The following is a 15,208-nucleotide window of genomic DNA, read 5'->3' as shown; positions in this document are numbered from 1 at the left end:
GCGCACGGCCCGAGGCGGCAGCGTCGGACGAAGACCACCCGGGAGAGGAGTGGGGCCGGTCTCACCGCAGCGAGACCGGCCGGAGGACAGGAGCGGCGCGCCGAGTCCGGGGGGTAACCTGCGCGCCGCCGGCCTGTCCACACACCTCCGGCTACCCCCGTGCCACCACTTCATGCACCACCGGGCCGTCGTCGGACGGCCGTTCCGCCTCCTCGCTCCCGGCACGACGCCCGCCCGGAACGCCGAGGGCTGCTGCACACCCGGTACCGGGGGCCGTACGGGAGCCGGAGGTCGGGGCGACGGGGCCGGGTGCAGCCCCGAGCGGTCGTCGCGCGCCGTCGTCCCGCGGCGCGGCGTCGTGGATGCCACGGCACGTCACCAGGGCTGCTGCCCGATCGGATCGCCACCGTCCGGTGGCCCTTCGGCCGGGGCGACGCCGTGGTGGTACAGCAGCAGCGCGACATCGTCCTCGTAACCGCCGGGTGGGGCCAGCGTCTGCATCAGCCGGTCGGCGAGCCGGTCGAGCGGGAGTCCGACGTTCTCGGCGAGGGCCCGGGCGGCGTGCTCGACGCTCTCGGGCAGCGGGACCCCGCGGCGTTCCGCCAAGCCGTCGGTGGCCAGCAGCAGGACGGAGCCGGCCGGGAGCACCGCGACGGCCTCCGGCCTGACCGTGTCGGGGGCCACGGCGAGGGGCAGCGACCGGCCGTCGTCGAGCAGGACGGTCCCGCCGTCCGGCAGCGCGACGATGCCGGGCGGGTGAGCGGCGATCGAGTACCGAAGGACACCGGTGACCGGGTCGAGGACCGCGCAGAAGACGGTGGTGCACAGGGCCCCGGGGACGCCGGCGGCGAACTCGTCGAGGGCGGCGAGGGTGCGGGCCGGGCTGCGGTCCTGGAGCAGCAGGGCACGGCACGCGCTGCGCAACTGGCCCATGACGGTGGCGGCTTCGATCCCGCGGCCGACGCAGTCGCCGACGACGATGCCGATCCGGCCGTCGCGCAGGGGGACGGTGTCGTACCAGTCGCCGCCCACCTCCAGGGGGCGGGTGGCCGGTTCGTAGCGGACCGCGAAGTCCTGCGGGAGATCGGCGGGGCCGAGGATGGCGCGTTGCAGGGCGATGGCCGTCTCGCGCTGCTGATCGATCCGGTGGGCTCGGGCGAGCCCTTGGGCCAGACGACCGGCGAGCAGGGTGAGGAGCAGTTCGTCCTCGCGGGTGAAGGGCCGGCGTCCGCCCAGCTCGACCAGCAGGGCGAGCGGGCCGGCCGGGTGCTCCAGCAGGACCACGGCCCCGCCCGGCACTGCCATCGGCGCGAGCATCGGGGCTCCCGCCACGGCCGCGAGATCGCGGTGCCGGGGAACGGCCGCCGCCTCCTGGGCGGCCGGGGCCCAGGCGACCGGCACCGGTGCGGCTTCGCGGGGCAGCAGTACGGCGAGCACCCGTTCCGCGTCCCACAGGGCCCGCAGTTCGGCCACGGCTCCGTCGAGGGCCCCGGCGACGCCGACCGCGTCGGCGACGATCTCGCCCAAGGCCGCGACCGCACCCTCGCGCCGGATCGCGTGGTACTCGGCGGTGACGTCGCGGAAGGTTCCCACGGTGACGGTGGTCCCCGTGTCGGGGTCCTGGACGCGGTTGCAGGCCGCTTGCACCCACAGCCGCTTCCCGTCGGCGTGCCGCACGGACAGGGTGGCACGGCCGCCGTCCCCGGAGACGAGGCGGGCGAAGGCGCGCGCCGTCCGCCGGTGCGCGTCGGGCTCGGTGTCGGCGTCCGGCCACCACGGGTGGGGCGGGGCGCTGGGGAGGTGTTCGGGGCCGTGGCCGAGCAGTGCGGCGAAGGCCGGGTTGGTCTCGACGACGGCGCCGTCCCCGTCGCAGACGAAGAAGGCGTCATGGAGGGAGTCGACCAGCGCGGTGCGCCAGCGGGCGTGTCGGCTGCGGACCCGGGACAGGTCGACGATCGAGCGTACGTGGGCGAGGAGTTCGGCGGCGGCGAAGGGCTTGACCAGGTAGTCGTCCGCGCCCGCCGCCAGTCCTTCGACGGCGGCCTCCTGTCCGGCCCTGGCGGAGAGGAGGAGGATGGGCACCCCTGCGGTGCGGGAGTCGGTCCGCAGGGCCTGGGCCAGGTGGAGTCCGTCCAGACCGGGCATCATCACGTCGCTGACCACCAGGTCGGGGAGGTGGGCCCGGGCCGCGGCGAGTGCGCGCCGACCGTCGGCAACCACGGTGACCAAGTGGCCGGCGCCGCGCAGGATGCGCGCGAGGTAGCGGCGCATGTCCGCGTTGTCGTCGGCGACCAGCACGCGGGTGGCGGCCGCGGCGGTCGCGGGGGAGCCGTCCCGGGAAGGGTCGGCGTACCGGCCGTCGGGCTCCTCGGCGTCCTGGAGCCAGCCCAGGGCCTCCTGAAGGTACGACTGCGCCCCCGGGGACGGCGGACCGGAGCTGGCGGGCTCCGTCGGCCGCGCCCCGGGGCGGAGCGGCAGGGCCGCGATGAAGCTGCTGCCCTCGTCCTCGACCGACACGGCGGTGAGAGTGCCCCCGTGCAGTTCGACCAGTTCCCTGGCCAGGGCCAGGCCGATGCCGCTGCCCTCCTGCGAGCGTGCCCGGGGATTGTCCACCCGGTGGAACCGTTCGAACAGGTGCGGGAGCTGGGCGGCGGGGATGCCGGTGCCGGTGTCCTGCACCGTCAGTTCCGCGCGCCCGTCCACCGCGCGTACCCGCACCCGCACCGCGCCTTCGGGTGTGAACTTGAGGGCGTTGCTGAGCAGGTTGAACACCACCTGCTCCCAGAGTCCCGTGTCGAGCGCGACCGGGGCCGGCAGGGGCGGGCAGTCGACCTCGAACGCCAGGCCCGCCGCCTCCATCGCGGAGCGGAAAACGGACGCCAGGTCGGCGGTGACCGCCGAGAGGTCGACGGGCACCGGAGCCGCCCGCAACCGTCCCGCCTCGATGCGGGAGAAGTCGAGCAGGGCGTTGACGAGCCGGCCCAGCCGCAGGCCGTTGCGGTGGACGGCCTCCAGATCGGCCCGGACGTCCTCTCCGGCGTCGGCCAGCCGTCGGCGGAGGTCCCCGACCGGACCCGTCATCAGGGTAAGCGGGGTGCGGAACTCGTGGCTGACGTTGGAGAAGAACGCGGTCTTCGCCCGGTCCAGTTCGGCGAGTTCCTCGGCACGCCGCCGCTGCGCCTCGTGGTCGCGGGCGCTGGCGATCCCGGCGGCCAGGTGGCCCGCGACGAGGCCGAGGAAGGCGCGGTAGTCACCGTCCAGCGGCCGGAACCGGTTCAGCCCGGACACGAGGAAACCGTCCGGGCTCTCCCCCGCGCGCGTCAGCGGGACCACCAGTGCCCGGGCCGGCGGCTCGCTCCACATCCCGTGCGGCAGTCCGTCGAAGACCGGTGCCGCGTCCAGGTCCACCACCCGGCTGTGTCCCTGGCGGGCCGCCGCCACGGGCCACGGCACCTCCGTGTCGGCGGGAAGGCGCGCCGGGGCCGCGGGGTGGGCGGCGTCGATGCCGGACGAGGCCGCCAGGCGCGCCGATCCGCCCTCCTCGAACAGGTAGGTCAGCGTGAAGGGCATCGAGTAGGGGTTGCGGGCGAGTTGCTCCGCGGCGAACGCCAGGAACTCGCCCTCGGTGCGTACCGCGCCGGGGTCCGAGCCGAGGTCGCGCAGGGTGGCCATCCGCCGCTCGGCGACCACCCGCTGGGTCTCCTCGTTGACCACGCACAGCACGCCGGCCACGGCGCCCGACTCGTCGCGCAACGGGCTGTAGGAGAACGTGTGGTAGCTCTCCTCCGGGTACCCGGAGCGTTCGAGGAACAGCAGCAGGTCCTCGTCCCAGGTCGACACGCCGTCGTGCAGGACGCTGTCGACCCGGAGGCGGACATCCTCCCAGACCTCCGGCCACACCGTGGGGAAGGGCCGGCCGAGCGCCCACGGGTACCGCTGCCCCAGGGTGTCGCGCCGGTAGGCGTCGTTGCAGAAGAACGTCAGCTCCGGGCCCCAGGCCATCCACATCGCGAACCGGGAGGAGAGCAGGATCTGCACGGCGGTTCGCAGGCTCTGCGGCCAGTGCTCCGGCTCTCCCAGCGGCGTCGCCGCCCAGTCGACCCGGGCCAGGTCGGCGCCGACGAGCGGGTCGGCGCCGAACACACCTCCCGCCGGGGGCAGCACTGCACCTGGCACCGGAGTTCCTCCCCCGTCGACGTGGGCACACCCGACCGCACTGGACCGGGTCATCGTGCCGCGTCGGCCGGGCCGGCCGACGCACCGGTGGACGACCTTACGGGCAGGTGACCCGCCTCCCGGCCGCCACCCCGAGGTCTATAGCATCGGCCGGGTGACGGACCACAGGAACACCCCGGGCATGGCCGTGCTCGCGCTGAGCGGCGAACTCGACTACGACCGCGGGGCCGAGCTCTCCGAGCAGCTGGACGCCGCGGTCGCCGCGCGGCCGCCGGTGCTCGCCGTGGAACTCGCCGAGGTCACCTTCGCCGACTCCTTCGCGCTGCGCCTCCTGGTCCTCGCCGACCGGCGGATGCGGTCCGAAGGCGGCCTGCTCCTCCTGGTGGGGCCGCTGACCAGCGCCGTCAGCCGCCTGCTCGAGGTCACCGCGACGGACCGCCACTTCACCCTCGCACCCGATCCGCGCGAGGCCGCGCGGATGGCCGCGGCCTTCCGCCGACCGCCCACCACGGGCACCGGCCCGACGTGACCACTCCGTCCGGGCATCAACCACCACTCTCCGGGCACACGCATCGCACAGCGCCCCACAGCGTCCTTCCTCTGCTCGCTCCGCGCACAAGACCCTGATACGAGGCCGCATCATGTCCCACGCCGACGGAACGGTCTCACCCGACGGACCGGGCGCGGACGGCACCCGTCACCGACCCCGGCGGGTGGTCACCGCAGCCGACGCCCGCGCCCTGCTCACCGAGCTCGTCCGAACCCTGGACGGCGACACCGACCGCCTGCTCGCCGACGTCAAGCTCGCCGCCACCGAACTGGTCGTCAACGCCCACCGGCACGCCGGCGGGCTGACCGGCTTCCACGCCCGCATCGACCACGAGCGCCGCCGGCTCGTCGTCGATGTCGAGGACGCCGACGAACGCCACCCCACGGGTGAGCCGCTCGACCAGCGGGCCCCCGAAGCACCGGGAGGCCGCGGCTGGGCGCTCGTGCAGATCCTCGCGCACACCTGCCGCATCGAGCCCCTGCCGAACGGGGGCAAGCGCATTCGCGCCACGTTCGCCTACTGAGCCGCAGCCGACCGGCGACGGCGCCCGGTCGTGCCCGCGGACGGCACAGGCCGCGCTGACCGCGGGCGATTCCCCCGGCCCGACGCCTACTCGTAGTAGCGGCGTTCCTCGACCGGCTCGTCCACTCCGATCCGGCGGACCAGGCGCCGCCGGCGGTAGATGTTCGCATAGGTGATCATGCCCAGGAGTCCGGCGGCCATCAGGATCCAGCCCACCGTGTGCACGTTGATTCCGTTCAGGTGCCAGTCCGTCGCGAAGACCATGATGGCGCCGAGGGCGAACAATCCGATGCAGCCACCGATACCCATGCTGTCCCACTCCTCGTCAGTCGGCTCTCTGCTCCTCGGGTGCCCTGGATCCGGGATTGAATGTCGGCATCGGCGGAATCGTCTGCGGGCTTTCCGGCGGGGTCGCTACAGCCGGACCTCGGCCCACACGGTCTTGCCCAGCTCGTGGGTCTCGGCGCCCCACCGGCAGGAGGCGCGCTCGACGATGACCAGCCCGTGGCCGCCGGGCGTACCGGGCAGGTGCGGGAGGCGGAGAGCGGGCAGGACGGGGGAGCCGTCGCTGACCTCGATCCGCAGCGTGCCCGGACGCGCGTGCAGCGCGAGCTCCAGCGCACCGCCCGCGTGCATCAAGGCGTTGGCGACGAGTTCGGCCACCAGGAGGACGACCTCCTGGCCCGTCGGCGCCGACGCCTCGGGCCCGAAGGGTTCGACCGGTTCGAGGGGCCCGAACCAGTCGGCGAGCGCTCGCGCGGTGAAGGAGCGGGACCGGGCCACGGGCTTGGCCACCCCTGCCAGTCCGAGCCGCCGGAGCTGTCCGCCGGCCGGTCGTACGGCCCCGACGGCCGCTCTGCCGTCGCCCAGGGTCACCCCGTTGGCAGTCATGGGCGGCTGCCCCCTTCCACTGCGGTACCGGTCCGGCCGGACCCGCTGCTCACTCGGACTCGGACGTGGATCGACGGCTCGGCCGCCGGCCCGCGGTGCACCGGCTCCGCCCCGCGGTCCCTCATCGGCCGGACGCGGTGCGCAGGCTCTCACCGTCGGCGTCGATCGAGAAGATGGAGTCGGTGCCGGTGATCTCCAGGACCCGCGCCACCGCGGGCGAGGGGTGGGCGAGCCTGAAGTCGACTCCTGCCGCGATGGCGTTCATCCGGGCCCGCAGGAGCAGGTTGAGGCCGGAGGAGTCGCAGAACCCGACCCGCTCCAGGTCGATAACGACCAACGGGGGGCGCTCCGCTATCAGTCCGTCGATCGCGCAGCCCGCGGGGGCGCGGGACTCGATGTCCAGGTCCCCGACGAGTGCGCAGACGGACAGCTCGCCCGCGGTGCGGTGGAGGCGGACCTCCAGCCCGGTCACGGGCGGATCCTCGACCCGCGGCACGCTGCTGGTTCCCGATTCGTTCGTCATCATCGTCCTTCGTCCACCGAACCCCTACGCACCCTACGCCCGCCCACTGCTGCGGCCGACCCGCCTGGCTCGGTCCCCGTCGCCCGCCAGGCCCTCGCGCAGGGTCTTGAGCGTGCGGCTGAGCAGCCGGGAGACGTGCATCTGCGACAGTCCCAGCCGCTCCCCGATCTGGCTCTGCGTCATGTCCTCGGTGAACCGCATCGACAGCATCAGCCGCTCCCGCGCCGGCAGGGCCGCGATCAACGGCTTGAGCGCCACCAGATCGGCCACCCGCTCGGCGTGGTCCTCGTCGACGCCGAGCAGCCGGTCGGCCACGGACATGGCGCTGCCGTCCCGCTGCGAGTCGACCGAGAGGTCCAGGGAACCGGCCGTACGCGCGTTGGCGGCGGCGAGGCCCTGGACGATCTCCGGTTCGGGCAGTTCGAGGTGTCGGGCCAGTTCCGCGACCGTGGGCGCCCGGTCGAACTGCTGGGACAGCGCGTCCTGGGCCTTGGCCAGGGCCAGGCGCAGCTCCTGCATCCGCCGGGGGACGTGCACCGTCCAGGTGTTGTCGCGGAAGTGGCGGCGGATCTCGCCCTGCACCGTCGGGATGGCGAAGGAGCTGAACTCCACCCCGTGCTCGGGGTCGAAGCGGTCGATGGCCTTGATCAGGCCGATGGCACCGACCTGGAGCAGGTCGTCCTGGTTCTCCCGCTTCACGCCGAACCGCCGCAGCACGAAGCGCACGAGCGACATGTTGAGCTCGACCAGGGTGCCCCGCACGTACGAGTACTCCTTGGTGCCCTCCTCCAGGGCGGCCAGCCGCGCCAGCAGGGCCCGGGTCAGCTCCCGGGCGTCCGCCGGAGCGACCTCACCCGGGTCCTCCACGTCGGCGAGTTCCGGTGCGGCGTCGCGTCCGGAAGCGCCGACGAGCGGGCCGGCGGCATCCGGCGCGAGGCCGGTCTCCACCTGGAGCAGCTCTTCAGTGGTGATACCCATGTCGGTCCTCTTCCTCCATCACTCCGGCACAGCCGGCGGCGCGACTACCCGCTCGCGGCGGGAGCATGCCCGGCTCCGGCGTGAAGATTCCGTGTACGCCGGACGTGCCGGGACAGGCTGCCGTCCGGTCAGCGACGGACGTGCAGGGCGCAGACGTCGTCGCGGCGCTCGGCCGTCCCCACCAACTCCCGCACCAGCCCGGCGAGGAACGGCCCGCCGCCGCCACGCCCCCGGGCCGCGGAGGCCAGTCGCGCCATGGCCGCGTCCAGGGGTTCCCCCGGACTCTCGATCAACCCGTCGGTGTAGAGCAGGAGTTCGTCGCCGGGCAGCAGTTCGATCGACGACGCCTCGTAGCGCGGGGTGCCGGTCGCTCCCAGCAGGATGCCCGCCGGAGCCGGCAGGAAGCGGGCCTCGCCGTCCCGGAGGAGCAGCGGCGGCAGGTGGCCGGCCTGCACCCAGGTGAACCGCGAGGTGTCGGGCCGGTAGCAGGCCATGATCATGGTGGCGGTGCTGAACGGCCGGTCGTAGTTGTGCAGCAGCAGGGCGTTGAGGCGGTGGAGGATCTCCGGCAGCGGCGTGCCCGTGATGGCCATGCCCTTGGCCGTGAAGCGCAGCAGGGCCATCGTGGCCACCGCGTCGAGGCCGTGGCCCGCGACGTCGCCGACGACCAGCAGCGCACTGCCGTCCGGCAGTTCGAGCGTGCTGTACCAGTCGCCGCCGACGTTCAGCCCCTCCTGCACAGGCCGGTAGGCGACGTCGACGACCAGGCCCGCCAGTTCGAGCACCTGGTGCGACTGCGGCAGCAGCGTGTTCTGGAGCCGGGCGGCCAGGTCCCGTTCGGCCGCGAGCAGTCCTTGGTGGGCGAGCACCGCCTGCTGGTGCTCCAGCAGTTCCTGCTCGGCGCGCCTGTCCGCGGTCAGGTCCTGGAACAGCCCGTTGAGTTCGACCGGATCACCGTGCGCGTCCATCTGGGCCTCGGCGACGATCCGGACGTGTCGCACCTCTCCCCCGGCGAGCACGATCCGCACGGTGCGGTCGATCCGCCCGCCGCCGCCCATCAACCGGCCGACCTCTGCGGCCAGGACCTCACGGTCCTCTTCCGCTGCCCGGGCGGGCAGGTCCGACAAGGCCAGCGGCCCCAGCTGCCGGGGCCGGTCGAAGATCGCGTAGACCTCCTGCGACCAACTGACCTCGCCGCGGACCAGGTCGTGGTCCATCCAGCCGGTCCGGCCCAACTGCCGCATCAGGGCCTGCCTGCGCCGCTTCCGCTCGTGGGCGTCCAGGCGGGTCCAGGAGACGACCAGTCCCTGCCGGCAGGGCACCGCCCGCACCTTGTAGCGGGAGGACCGGGGGATGCCGGCCGCGACCTCCTCGTAGTTCAGCTCGCCCTCCCAGCGGACGCCGGTCGCGTGGGCGTCGAGGTAGCCGCGCCAGAGGTCGCTGCCGGCGACCCCGGGATACATCTCCAGGACGCTCCGTCCCAGCAGCTCCGGGCCGCGGCGCCCGGCGATGTCGACCGCCTGGGGAGAACTCGCGGTGAAGCGGAAGTCCACCACCTCCCGGTGCGTCCCCAGCACCGGCGTGAGCAGGACCATCGACCCGAAGGAGGCGTCCAGCACGTCCTGGATCGCGCTCTCCTGCGGATGACCACCCGGCGTCGCACTGCTGTCAGCGCTCGAACCGGGCGGTGCTGGTCGGTCGTGGTCCGTCATGCGAGGAGCATGCCATGTCGCGGGCCGACCGACGTCCGGCGTTACGCCCCCCGCCGGTTCGGCGGCGGGCCCTCAGCGGACGGGGATCGTGATGGTGATGCGCTTTCCTCCCCCGGGGAACCGCTCGACCTTACAGCTGGCCGCCAGTCGCCGGACGATCACCCACCCGCGGCCGCCGAGCCGGTCTGGGCCCGGCCCCTCCCGCTCCGGGGCCCGGGGCAGTTCGTCCGAGCGGTCCTCCACCTCGATGCGCAGCACCGGCGGCTTCACGTCCAGCCGAGCGCGGAAGCCGGTCAGCCCGCCCCCGTGCCGTAGGGCGTTCGTGAGCAGTTCGGTCACGGCCAGGTGGGCGTCCCGCCGCGCCGCGCTCGTGTCACCGGGTACGGCGCTGAGCAAGGACGTGATGACCGACCGGGCATCCGCCGCGGTGGCCACCGGCAGGCCTCCGCCGACTGCCGCGCGGTGCACCTGGACCCCCTGCTCGTCCGCCGGGGGTCCTGTGCGCAGTACTGCGGGGCCCGCCGTGCTGTCGGGCGGGAGGAGCGGTTCCGGCATACGAGGACCTCTGACGGGGTGAAGCCGCAGGGAAGGTTCGGAGTGCGAACGGTGCGGGATGTCAACCTTCGCATGCCCGGTGAGCCGTGCATCACTCCGCACCGCTCCGGTCCCGGAGTCACCCGGCCCCACCCGCACGGGGCTCGGTGGGCTCCGGTCCACCGACGGCCTCGGCCACGGTTTCCGCGAACGCGAAGTACCCGGTGGTCGAGGAGACTTCGAAGAGGCGCCGCACCAGCGGATCCAGCGGGCCGGCGATCACCAGCCGCCCGCCTCCGGCAGCAAGGCTCCGGTGGGCCTCGAAGAGGGTGTGGAGTGCGGAGGAATCGGCGAACTCCACCCGCGACAGGTCCGCGACCAGCAGGCCCGAGAACCCCTCGACGGCGCGGTCGACCTGCTCGGCGAAGGCCTGGGCGCTCTCCCACTCGAGCTCGCCCTCGGCTGCCACCAGTCGATGGCCCGGCCAGTGGGCCCCGTGGACGACCACCTCGTCGTTCTCCGTCACAGCGGGATGCTACGGCATCCGCGCGCGGCCGATCGGGTCGGCCCGGGGGCGGATCGAGGCCGCTACCATGGACCCTCATCCAGCGCACCGTCGACTTCGTGCGGTTCCGCGGCCGGCCGACCGAGTCCTTCGGGCCAGCGCGCACCGGTCGCAGCCGCTGCACGAACAGAGTGAGGTGATGGTCCAGCAGGGCCGGACGAGATGCCAATCCTTCCGACGGACGATCCACCCACGCCGACCCACCCCGGTCTGGCCTTCCTCGCGGACGCCCCCCACCCGGTGCTGCTCCTCGCCGCCGACGGGACCGTGGTCCATGCCAGCGGCACCGCCCGGGAGCTGCTCGGCGGCCGTTCCGCAGCCCGGGGCGCCGCGGTCGCACCGTGGCTGCTCGAAGCCCACCTGCGGATGTCCGGGGAGGGCCCCGGCGATCCCGGGCGCTCCGCCCGGGGCTCCTCGCCGGCCGTCCGCGGGGTCCTGGCCGGCGGCGAGGTCGAGGCCCATCCCTCGGTCCAGGCCGACGGAAGCGTCGTGTGGTGGCTGGTGGACGGGGCCGACCGCAGTCTGGCCGCGGCCCTCGAACGCGACCGCTGGGAACTGCTGGCCCACCTCTCGGGCCAGCTGCTCGCCTCGCTCAACGTCGAACGGTGTCTGGAGACCACCGCCCAGCAGGCCGCGGTCCACCTGGCGGACGCCGCGGTGGTCGTCTCCCCCACCAGCGGCAGGCTGTTGCGCTTCGTGTCCTGCGTCCGGGGCGAGCCGCCGGTGCACGGCCGGGCCCGGGCGGACGCCTCCGCCGTACCCGGCCTGGCGGAGGCCCTGCGGGGCTTCCCGCCCGTGCCCTCGCGCTGGATCGACCCCTCCTCGGCGCCCCAGTGGCTCGTTCCCGAAGGCATGACCGCCGTCGGCGCGGTGTCCGTCACCCCGCTGCCGGGCCACGGTGTTCCCGCCGGGGCGCTGGTGCTGCTGCGCGGCGCGGGCCACGGCGCCTTCTCGCCCTCGGAGGAGGTCTTCGCCCGGCTGTTCGCCGCCCGCGCGGGCGCGGCGGTCTCGGCTGCGGTGATGTACTCGGAGCAGGCCGCCGTCACGGACCTGCTGATGCGTGAACTGCTGCCGCCGCGGCTGGAACACGTGGCGGGGACCGACTACGCCGCCGGCTACCGGGCCTCGGTCGACCGGGACCGGATCGGGGGCGACTTCTACGACGTCCACCCCGCGACGGACCCGGACGGCGAGACCCTGGCGGTACTCGGCGACGTCTGCGGGAAGGGGCTGGCGGCCGCCGTACTGACCGGGAAGATCCGCAACACCCTGCACGCGCTGCTGCCGCTCGCGGACGACCACCCCAGGCTGCTGACCCTGCTGAACCGCGCGCTGCTCACCTCGCAGCACACGCGCTTCGCCACCATGGTGCTGGCATCGGTGCGGCGGCAGGAGGACCGGGTCACCGTCCGGCTGTCGGCGGCCGGCCATCCGGCTCCACTGGTCGTCCGGGCGGACGGGAGCGTCGAGACCGCCCGTACGTCCGGCAGCCTGGTGGGCGCCCTACCGGAGACTCGGATCGAGTCCGACACCGTCGTCCTGGCTCCCGGCGAGGCCTGCGTCCTGTACAGCGACGGGGTCACCGAAGCCCGGGGCGGTCCGCTGGGGAACGTGATGTTCGGGGAGGAACGGCTGGTGCGCGTGCTCGGCGAATGCGCCCGGATGCCCGCCGAGGCGATCGTCGAACGGGTCCTGATGCTCGCCTCCCAATGGGTCGGCAGCAGCCGGCACGACGACATGGCGGTTCTCGTGATCGCGGCGCCGCAGGGCAGCCGGCTCTCCGCCGGTGCCGGGCGCGCTGCCGGGGAGCCGGACCAGTGACGGCCCCCGACCTGGAGGTTCCGGCTCCGCGGACGGACGACCCGGCGGCATGGGCCGATGGTCTGTGGGCCGCGGTGTCGGCCGGCGACGAGGCGGCAGCCGGCGCCGTCGCGTTCGACGCCCTGGGCGCCGGGGTGGCGCCGGAGGCCGTCCTCCTCGACGTGATCGCCCCCGTCCAGGCCCGGGTGGGCGCCGAGTGGGCCGCCAACCGGCTGACCGTGGCCCAGGAGCACACCGCCACCGCGATCAACGACCGGGTCGTCACCGCCCTCGTCGCCCACCCGGCGGTGCGCGGCAGCGTCCCGCGGACCCCCCGCGGAAGGGTGACGGTGTCGTGCGTGGACGGCGAGTGGCACGCCTTTCCGGCCCGGCTGCTGGCCCAGGTCCTGGTCCTGCGCGGCTGGCAGGTCGACTACCTCGGCTCGCAGGTCCCCACTCCGCTCCTGATCAGTGAGCTGCACCGCACCGCACCCGACGCGCTGGCCCTGTCGGCCTCGCTCGCCCCCCGGCTGCCGGCCGCGCACACCACGATCACGGCCGCCCAGGCGGCGGGCGTGCCGGTGCTCGCAGGAGGGGCCGCGTTCGGCCAGGACGGCCGGTACGCCCGGCTGCTGGGAGCCGACGCCTGGGCCCGGAGCGCCCGGGGCGCGGCCGAGCGGCTGGCCCGGGGACTCGCCTCCCCGGTGCCAGAGCACCAGCCCATCGACGACCTCCCGCACCTCGCCGACCAGGAGTACACCCTGCTGAGCCGGAGCGCGCCCCGCCTCGTCGGCGCCGTCGTCTCCGGCCTGCTCAAGGAGGTGCCCGCAGTCAGGGCCTACACGGAGGCACAGCTCCAGCACACTGCCGAGGACATCGCGCACGTGGTCGACTTCCTGGCCGCCGGCCTCTACACCGACGACCCCGACCTGTTCTGCGGCTTCCTGAGCTGGACCGCAGGTGTCCTCGGCTCCCGCGCCGTCCCGGCCTCCTCGATGCTGCCGGCGTTGGAGATCCTCCGTCACGAACTGCGGGACCTGCCCCGCTCCGTCACCCTGCTCGACCACGGGCGCACCGCGGTCGCGGCCCTGCTCCCACCGACGGTCCACGTCCCGAACCAGCACCACGGAAACCCGGCATGACCACACCCACCGATCGAGACCCCGTCGCGCCCGGACCGGCCCCGCGACCCGACACGATCACCGTCGTGGTCGAGGCCGACCTCGACCACGAGACCTGTGACGCCCTCCTCTCGGCCGTCACGACCGAGCTGTCGGCGCGGCCGGGCGCGAGCACGCTCCAGCTGGACTGCACCGCCATGACCATGTGCGACTCCATGGGGCTGTCCACCCTGATCCAGATCCGCCGCCACACCGACGCCGCCGGCCTGCGCCTGCGGATCGACCCCCGCCCGGCACTCCTGGACCGGCTGCTGCACCTCACCGGCACCTTCGACTACCTGCTCCGCTGACCAGCCCGCACCGTCCGCCCGAGCAGGCGCCACTCCCGGCGGACCGGCACGCCCGAGCGCCCGCGACCCGACGGAGGCGGGAATGCCCGGGCCGGAGCGGGGCAGACGAGTGCCGTCACCCGAAAGGGACAGGTCGGCTCCGCCCGCCGGGCCCCGCCCCGCAACGTCGGCCGTCCCCTGGACGGTGCACCGGCCGCCCCTCCCGGGGCGGCCCCGCACATCCGAGGAGGCACGGCCCGTGGAACTGCTGGACCGGCTCGACGACTACCAGCGCCGGCACCGGCGCGTTGGCGCCGTACTGGCGGTCATCTACAAGTTCGTCGACGACCAGGGCGCCTACCTCGCCGCACTGATCACCTACTACGGCTTCCTCTCGGTCTTCCCCGTGCTGCTGCTCCTGGTCACCGCACTCGGCTTCGCCCTGCACGGCGACCCGCAGCTCCAGCAGCAGATCCTGCACTCCGCGCTGGGCCGGTTCCCCGTGATCGGCGATCAGATCGCGACCAACATCCACTCCCTCCAGGGCAACGGACCCGCCCTCGGCATCGGGATCGCCGGCAGCCTCTACGGCGCCTCCGGCGTGGCCCAGGCCATCCAGAACGCCTTCGACACGGTCTGGGCCGTGCCCCGGCACCGGCGCCGCAACGCCGTCGCCGCCAGGCTCCGGGGCCTTCCGCTGCTGGGGCTGCTGGCCGCCGCGGTCGCCGTCTCCGGCGCCCTGGCCACCATCGCCGCCACGGCGGACGTCGGCCCGGCACCGCTCGACTCGCTCGTCCGGGCCGGGGCCGGACCGCTGGCCGTCCTGGTCGACAGCGGGCTACTGCTGCTCGCCTTCAAACTCCTGATCGGTGACGGTCCGCCGGTGCGCCGCCTGTGGCCCGAGGCGCTCGGAGCCGCGCTCGTCTGGCAGCTCCTGCTGTCGGCGGGGACGTACTACGTCGGGCACGTGCTTCGGGGAGCCACCGCGACGTACGGCCTGTTCGGCATCGTGTTGGGGTTGATGGCCTGGCTCTACCTGGCGGCGCTCGCCCTGGTCGCCTGCGCGGAGGTCACCGCCGTCCGGCACCTGCGGCTGTGGCCCCGCGGACTCGCCAGCCCGTTCGTCCACGACGCCGACCTGACCGGTGCCGACCGACGCGCCTACACGGCCTACGCGACGGCGGCCGCGTACACGGCCGGCACGAGGATCCGCGTCGGATTCCGCGGACCCCACGGCGGCGGTCCGGGCGCGCGGGTACCGGCCCGGCGGTCCGATCAGGGCTGACGGAGCCCGCCTCCGCACCCCGGGTGTTCCCGGGAATCGGATTCGGCTGAGTGGAATCCGGATTCCGGGGCAGACGGGTCCCGATCGGCACCGGGTGACCGGTCGGCCGGGAGACCGCCCGGTCGTCCCCCCCGGCGGGGGCCGGGGGGGGGAGCCGGGCCCCGGGGCTGAGGGGGGCGGGGGGGGGGGGGTGGGGGTGTGGTGCCGGAGTGGGGGGGGTGT

The 15,208-nt window shown here is 74.2% G+C and carries 14 protein-coding genes; 6 read left to right on the top strand and 8 right to left on the bottom strand.

Features of this window, described 5'->3' with window-relative positions; translation table 11 throughout:
* Positions 1–375 precede the first annotated feature (375 nt).
* Positions 376–4,230: a SpoIIE family protein phosphatase gene (locus ACFWXO_RS15755; protein ID WP_380524486.1), complete on the bottom strand. Its 3,855-nt coding sequence runs from the start codon at positions 4,228–4,230 to the stop codon at positions 376–378.
* 100 nt (positions 4,231–4,330) lie between these two features.
* Here ACFWXO_RS15755 and ACFWXO_RS15750 point away from each other — a divergent pair, with 100 nt between their 5' ends.
* Entirely contained in the window at positions 4,331–4,705 is a 375-nt protein-coding gene (locus ACFWXO_RS15750) for an STAS domain-containing protein (protein ID WP_380524485.1), read from the top strand.
* A gap of 112 nt (positions 4,706–4,817) precedes the next feature.
* Positions 4,818–5,249, top strand: coding sequence for an ATP-binding protein (locus ACFWXO_RS15745; protein WP_380524484.1), 432 nt, complete (start codon positions 4,818–4,820; stop codon positions 5,247–5,249).
* Between the two features lie 86 nt (positions 5,250–5,335).
* Here the strand turns inward: ACFWXO_RS15745 and ACFWXO_RS15740 are convergent, their stop codons facing one another.
* The 7 genes from ACFWXO_RS15740 to ACFWXO_RS15710 all read right to left on the bottom strand — a co-directional run bounded on the left by ACFWXO_RS15740 (position 5,336) and on the right by ACFWXO_RS15710 (position 10,412).
* Positions 5,336–5,557, bottom strand: coding sequence for a DUF6458 family protein (locus ACFWXO_RS15740; protein WP_380524483.1), 222 nt, complete (start codon positions 5,555–5,557; stop codon positions 5,336–5,338).
* A gap of 105 nt (positions 5,558–5,662) precedes the next feature.
* Positions 5,663–6,139, bottom strand: a complete 477-nt coding sequence (locus ACFWXO_RS15735; protein ID WP_380524482.1) for an ATP-binding protein — start codon at positions 6,137–6,139, stop codon at positions 5,663–5,665.
* Positions 6,140–6,260: 121 nt separating this feature from the next.
* Positions 6,261–6,611 carry an STAS domain-containing protein gene (locus tag ACFWXO_RS15730; protein WP_380524481.1) on the bottom strand — a complete coding sequence of 117 codons (351 nt, stop codon included), beginning with the start codon at positions 6,609–6,611 and terminating at the stop codon, positions 6,261–6,263.
* 84 nt (positions 6,612–6,695) lie between these two features.
* Complete coding sequence (locus ACFWXO_RS15725; RefSeq protein WP_380524480.1) at positions 6,696–7,640, bottom strand: SigB/SigF/SigG family RNA polymerase sigma factor; 945 nt, start codon at positions 7,638–7,640, stop codon at positions 6,696–6,698.
* A gap of 128 nt (positions 7,641–7,768) precedes the next feature.
* On the bottom strand, positions 7,769–9,352 hold the full coding sequence (locus tag ACFWXO_RS15720) for a PP2C family protein-serine/threonine phosphatase (protein WP_380524479.1): 1,584 nt from the start codon (positions 9,350–9,352) through the stop codon (positions 7,769–7,771).
* A 72-nt stretch (positions 9,353–9,424) separates the two neighbouring features.
* Positions 9,425–9,907: an ATP-binding protein gene (locus ACFWXO_RS15715; RefSeq protein ID WP_380524478.1), complete on the bottom strand. Its 483-nt coding sequence runs from the start codon at positions 9,905–9,907 to the stop codon at positions 9,425–9,427.
* Between the two features lie 118 nt (positions 9,908–10,025).
* Positions 10,026–10,412: an STAS domain-containing protein gene (locus ACFWXO_RS15710; RefSeq protein WP_380524477.1), complete on the bottom strand. Its 387-nt coding sequence runs from the start codon at positions 10,410–10,412 to the stop codon at positions 10,026–10,028.
* Between the two features lie 201 nt (positions 10,413–10,613).
* On the opposite strand from ACFWXO_RS15710, the gene ACFWXO_RS15705 reads away from it, so the two are divergent.
* From ACFWXO_RS15705 to ACFWXO_RS15690, 4 genes are all read left to right on the top strand, one after another.
* Positions 10,614–12,272: a PP2C family protein-serine/threonine phosphatase gene (locus tag ACFWXO_RS15705; RefSeq protein WP_380524476.1), complete on the top strand. Its 1,659-nt coding sequence runs from the start codon at positions 10,614–10,616 to the stop codon at positions 12,270–12,272.
* Positions 12,269–13,393 (top strand): B12-binding domain-containing protein, encoded by a 1,125-nt coding sequence (locus ACFWXO_RS15700; RefSeq protein WP_380524475.1) that lies wholly within the window; start codon positions 12,269–12,271, stop codon positions 13,391–13,393. Before ACFWXO_RS15705 ends, ACFWXO_RS15700 begins: the two co-directional genes overlap by 4 nt.
* Positions 13,390–13,722 (top strand): STAS domain-containing protein, encoded by a 333-nt coding sequence (locus tag ACFWXO_RS15695; protein WP_380524474.1) that lies wholly within the window; start codon positions 13,390–13,392, stop codon positions 13,720–13,722. The genes ACFWXO_RS15700 and ACFWXO_RS15695 overlap by 4 nt, the downstream gene beginning before the upstream one ends.
* A 238-nt stretch (positions 13,723–13,960) precedes the next feature.
* A complete protein-coding gene (locus ACFWXO_RS15690; RefSeq protein WP_380524473.1) occupies positions 13,961–14,986 on the top strand; it encodes a YihY/virulence factor BrkB family protein in 1,026 nt (341 codons plus the stop codon).
* Positions 14,987–15,208 lie beyond the last annotated feature (222 nt).

Source organism: Kitasatospora sp. NPDC059088, from assembly GCF_042738155.1.
Taxonomy (GTDB): Bacteria; Actinomycetota; Actinomycetes; order Streptomycetales; family Streptomycetaceae; genus Kitasatospora.
This window is presented reverse-complemented; position numbering and strand designations above follow the sequence as displayed.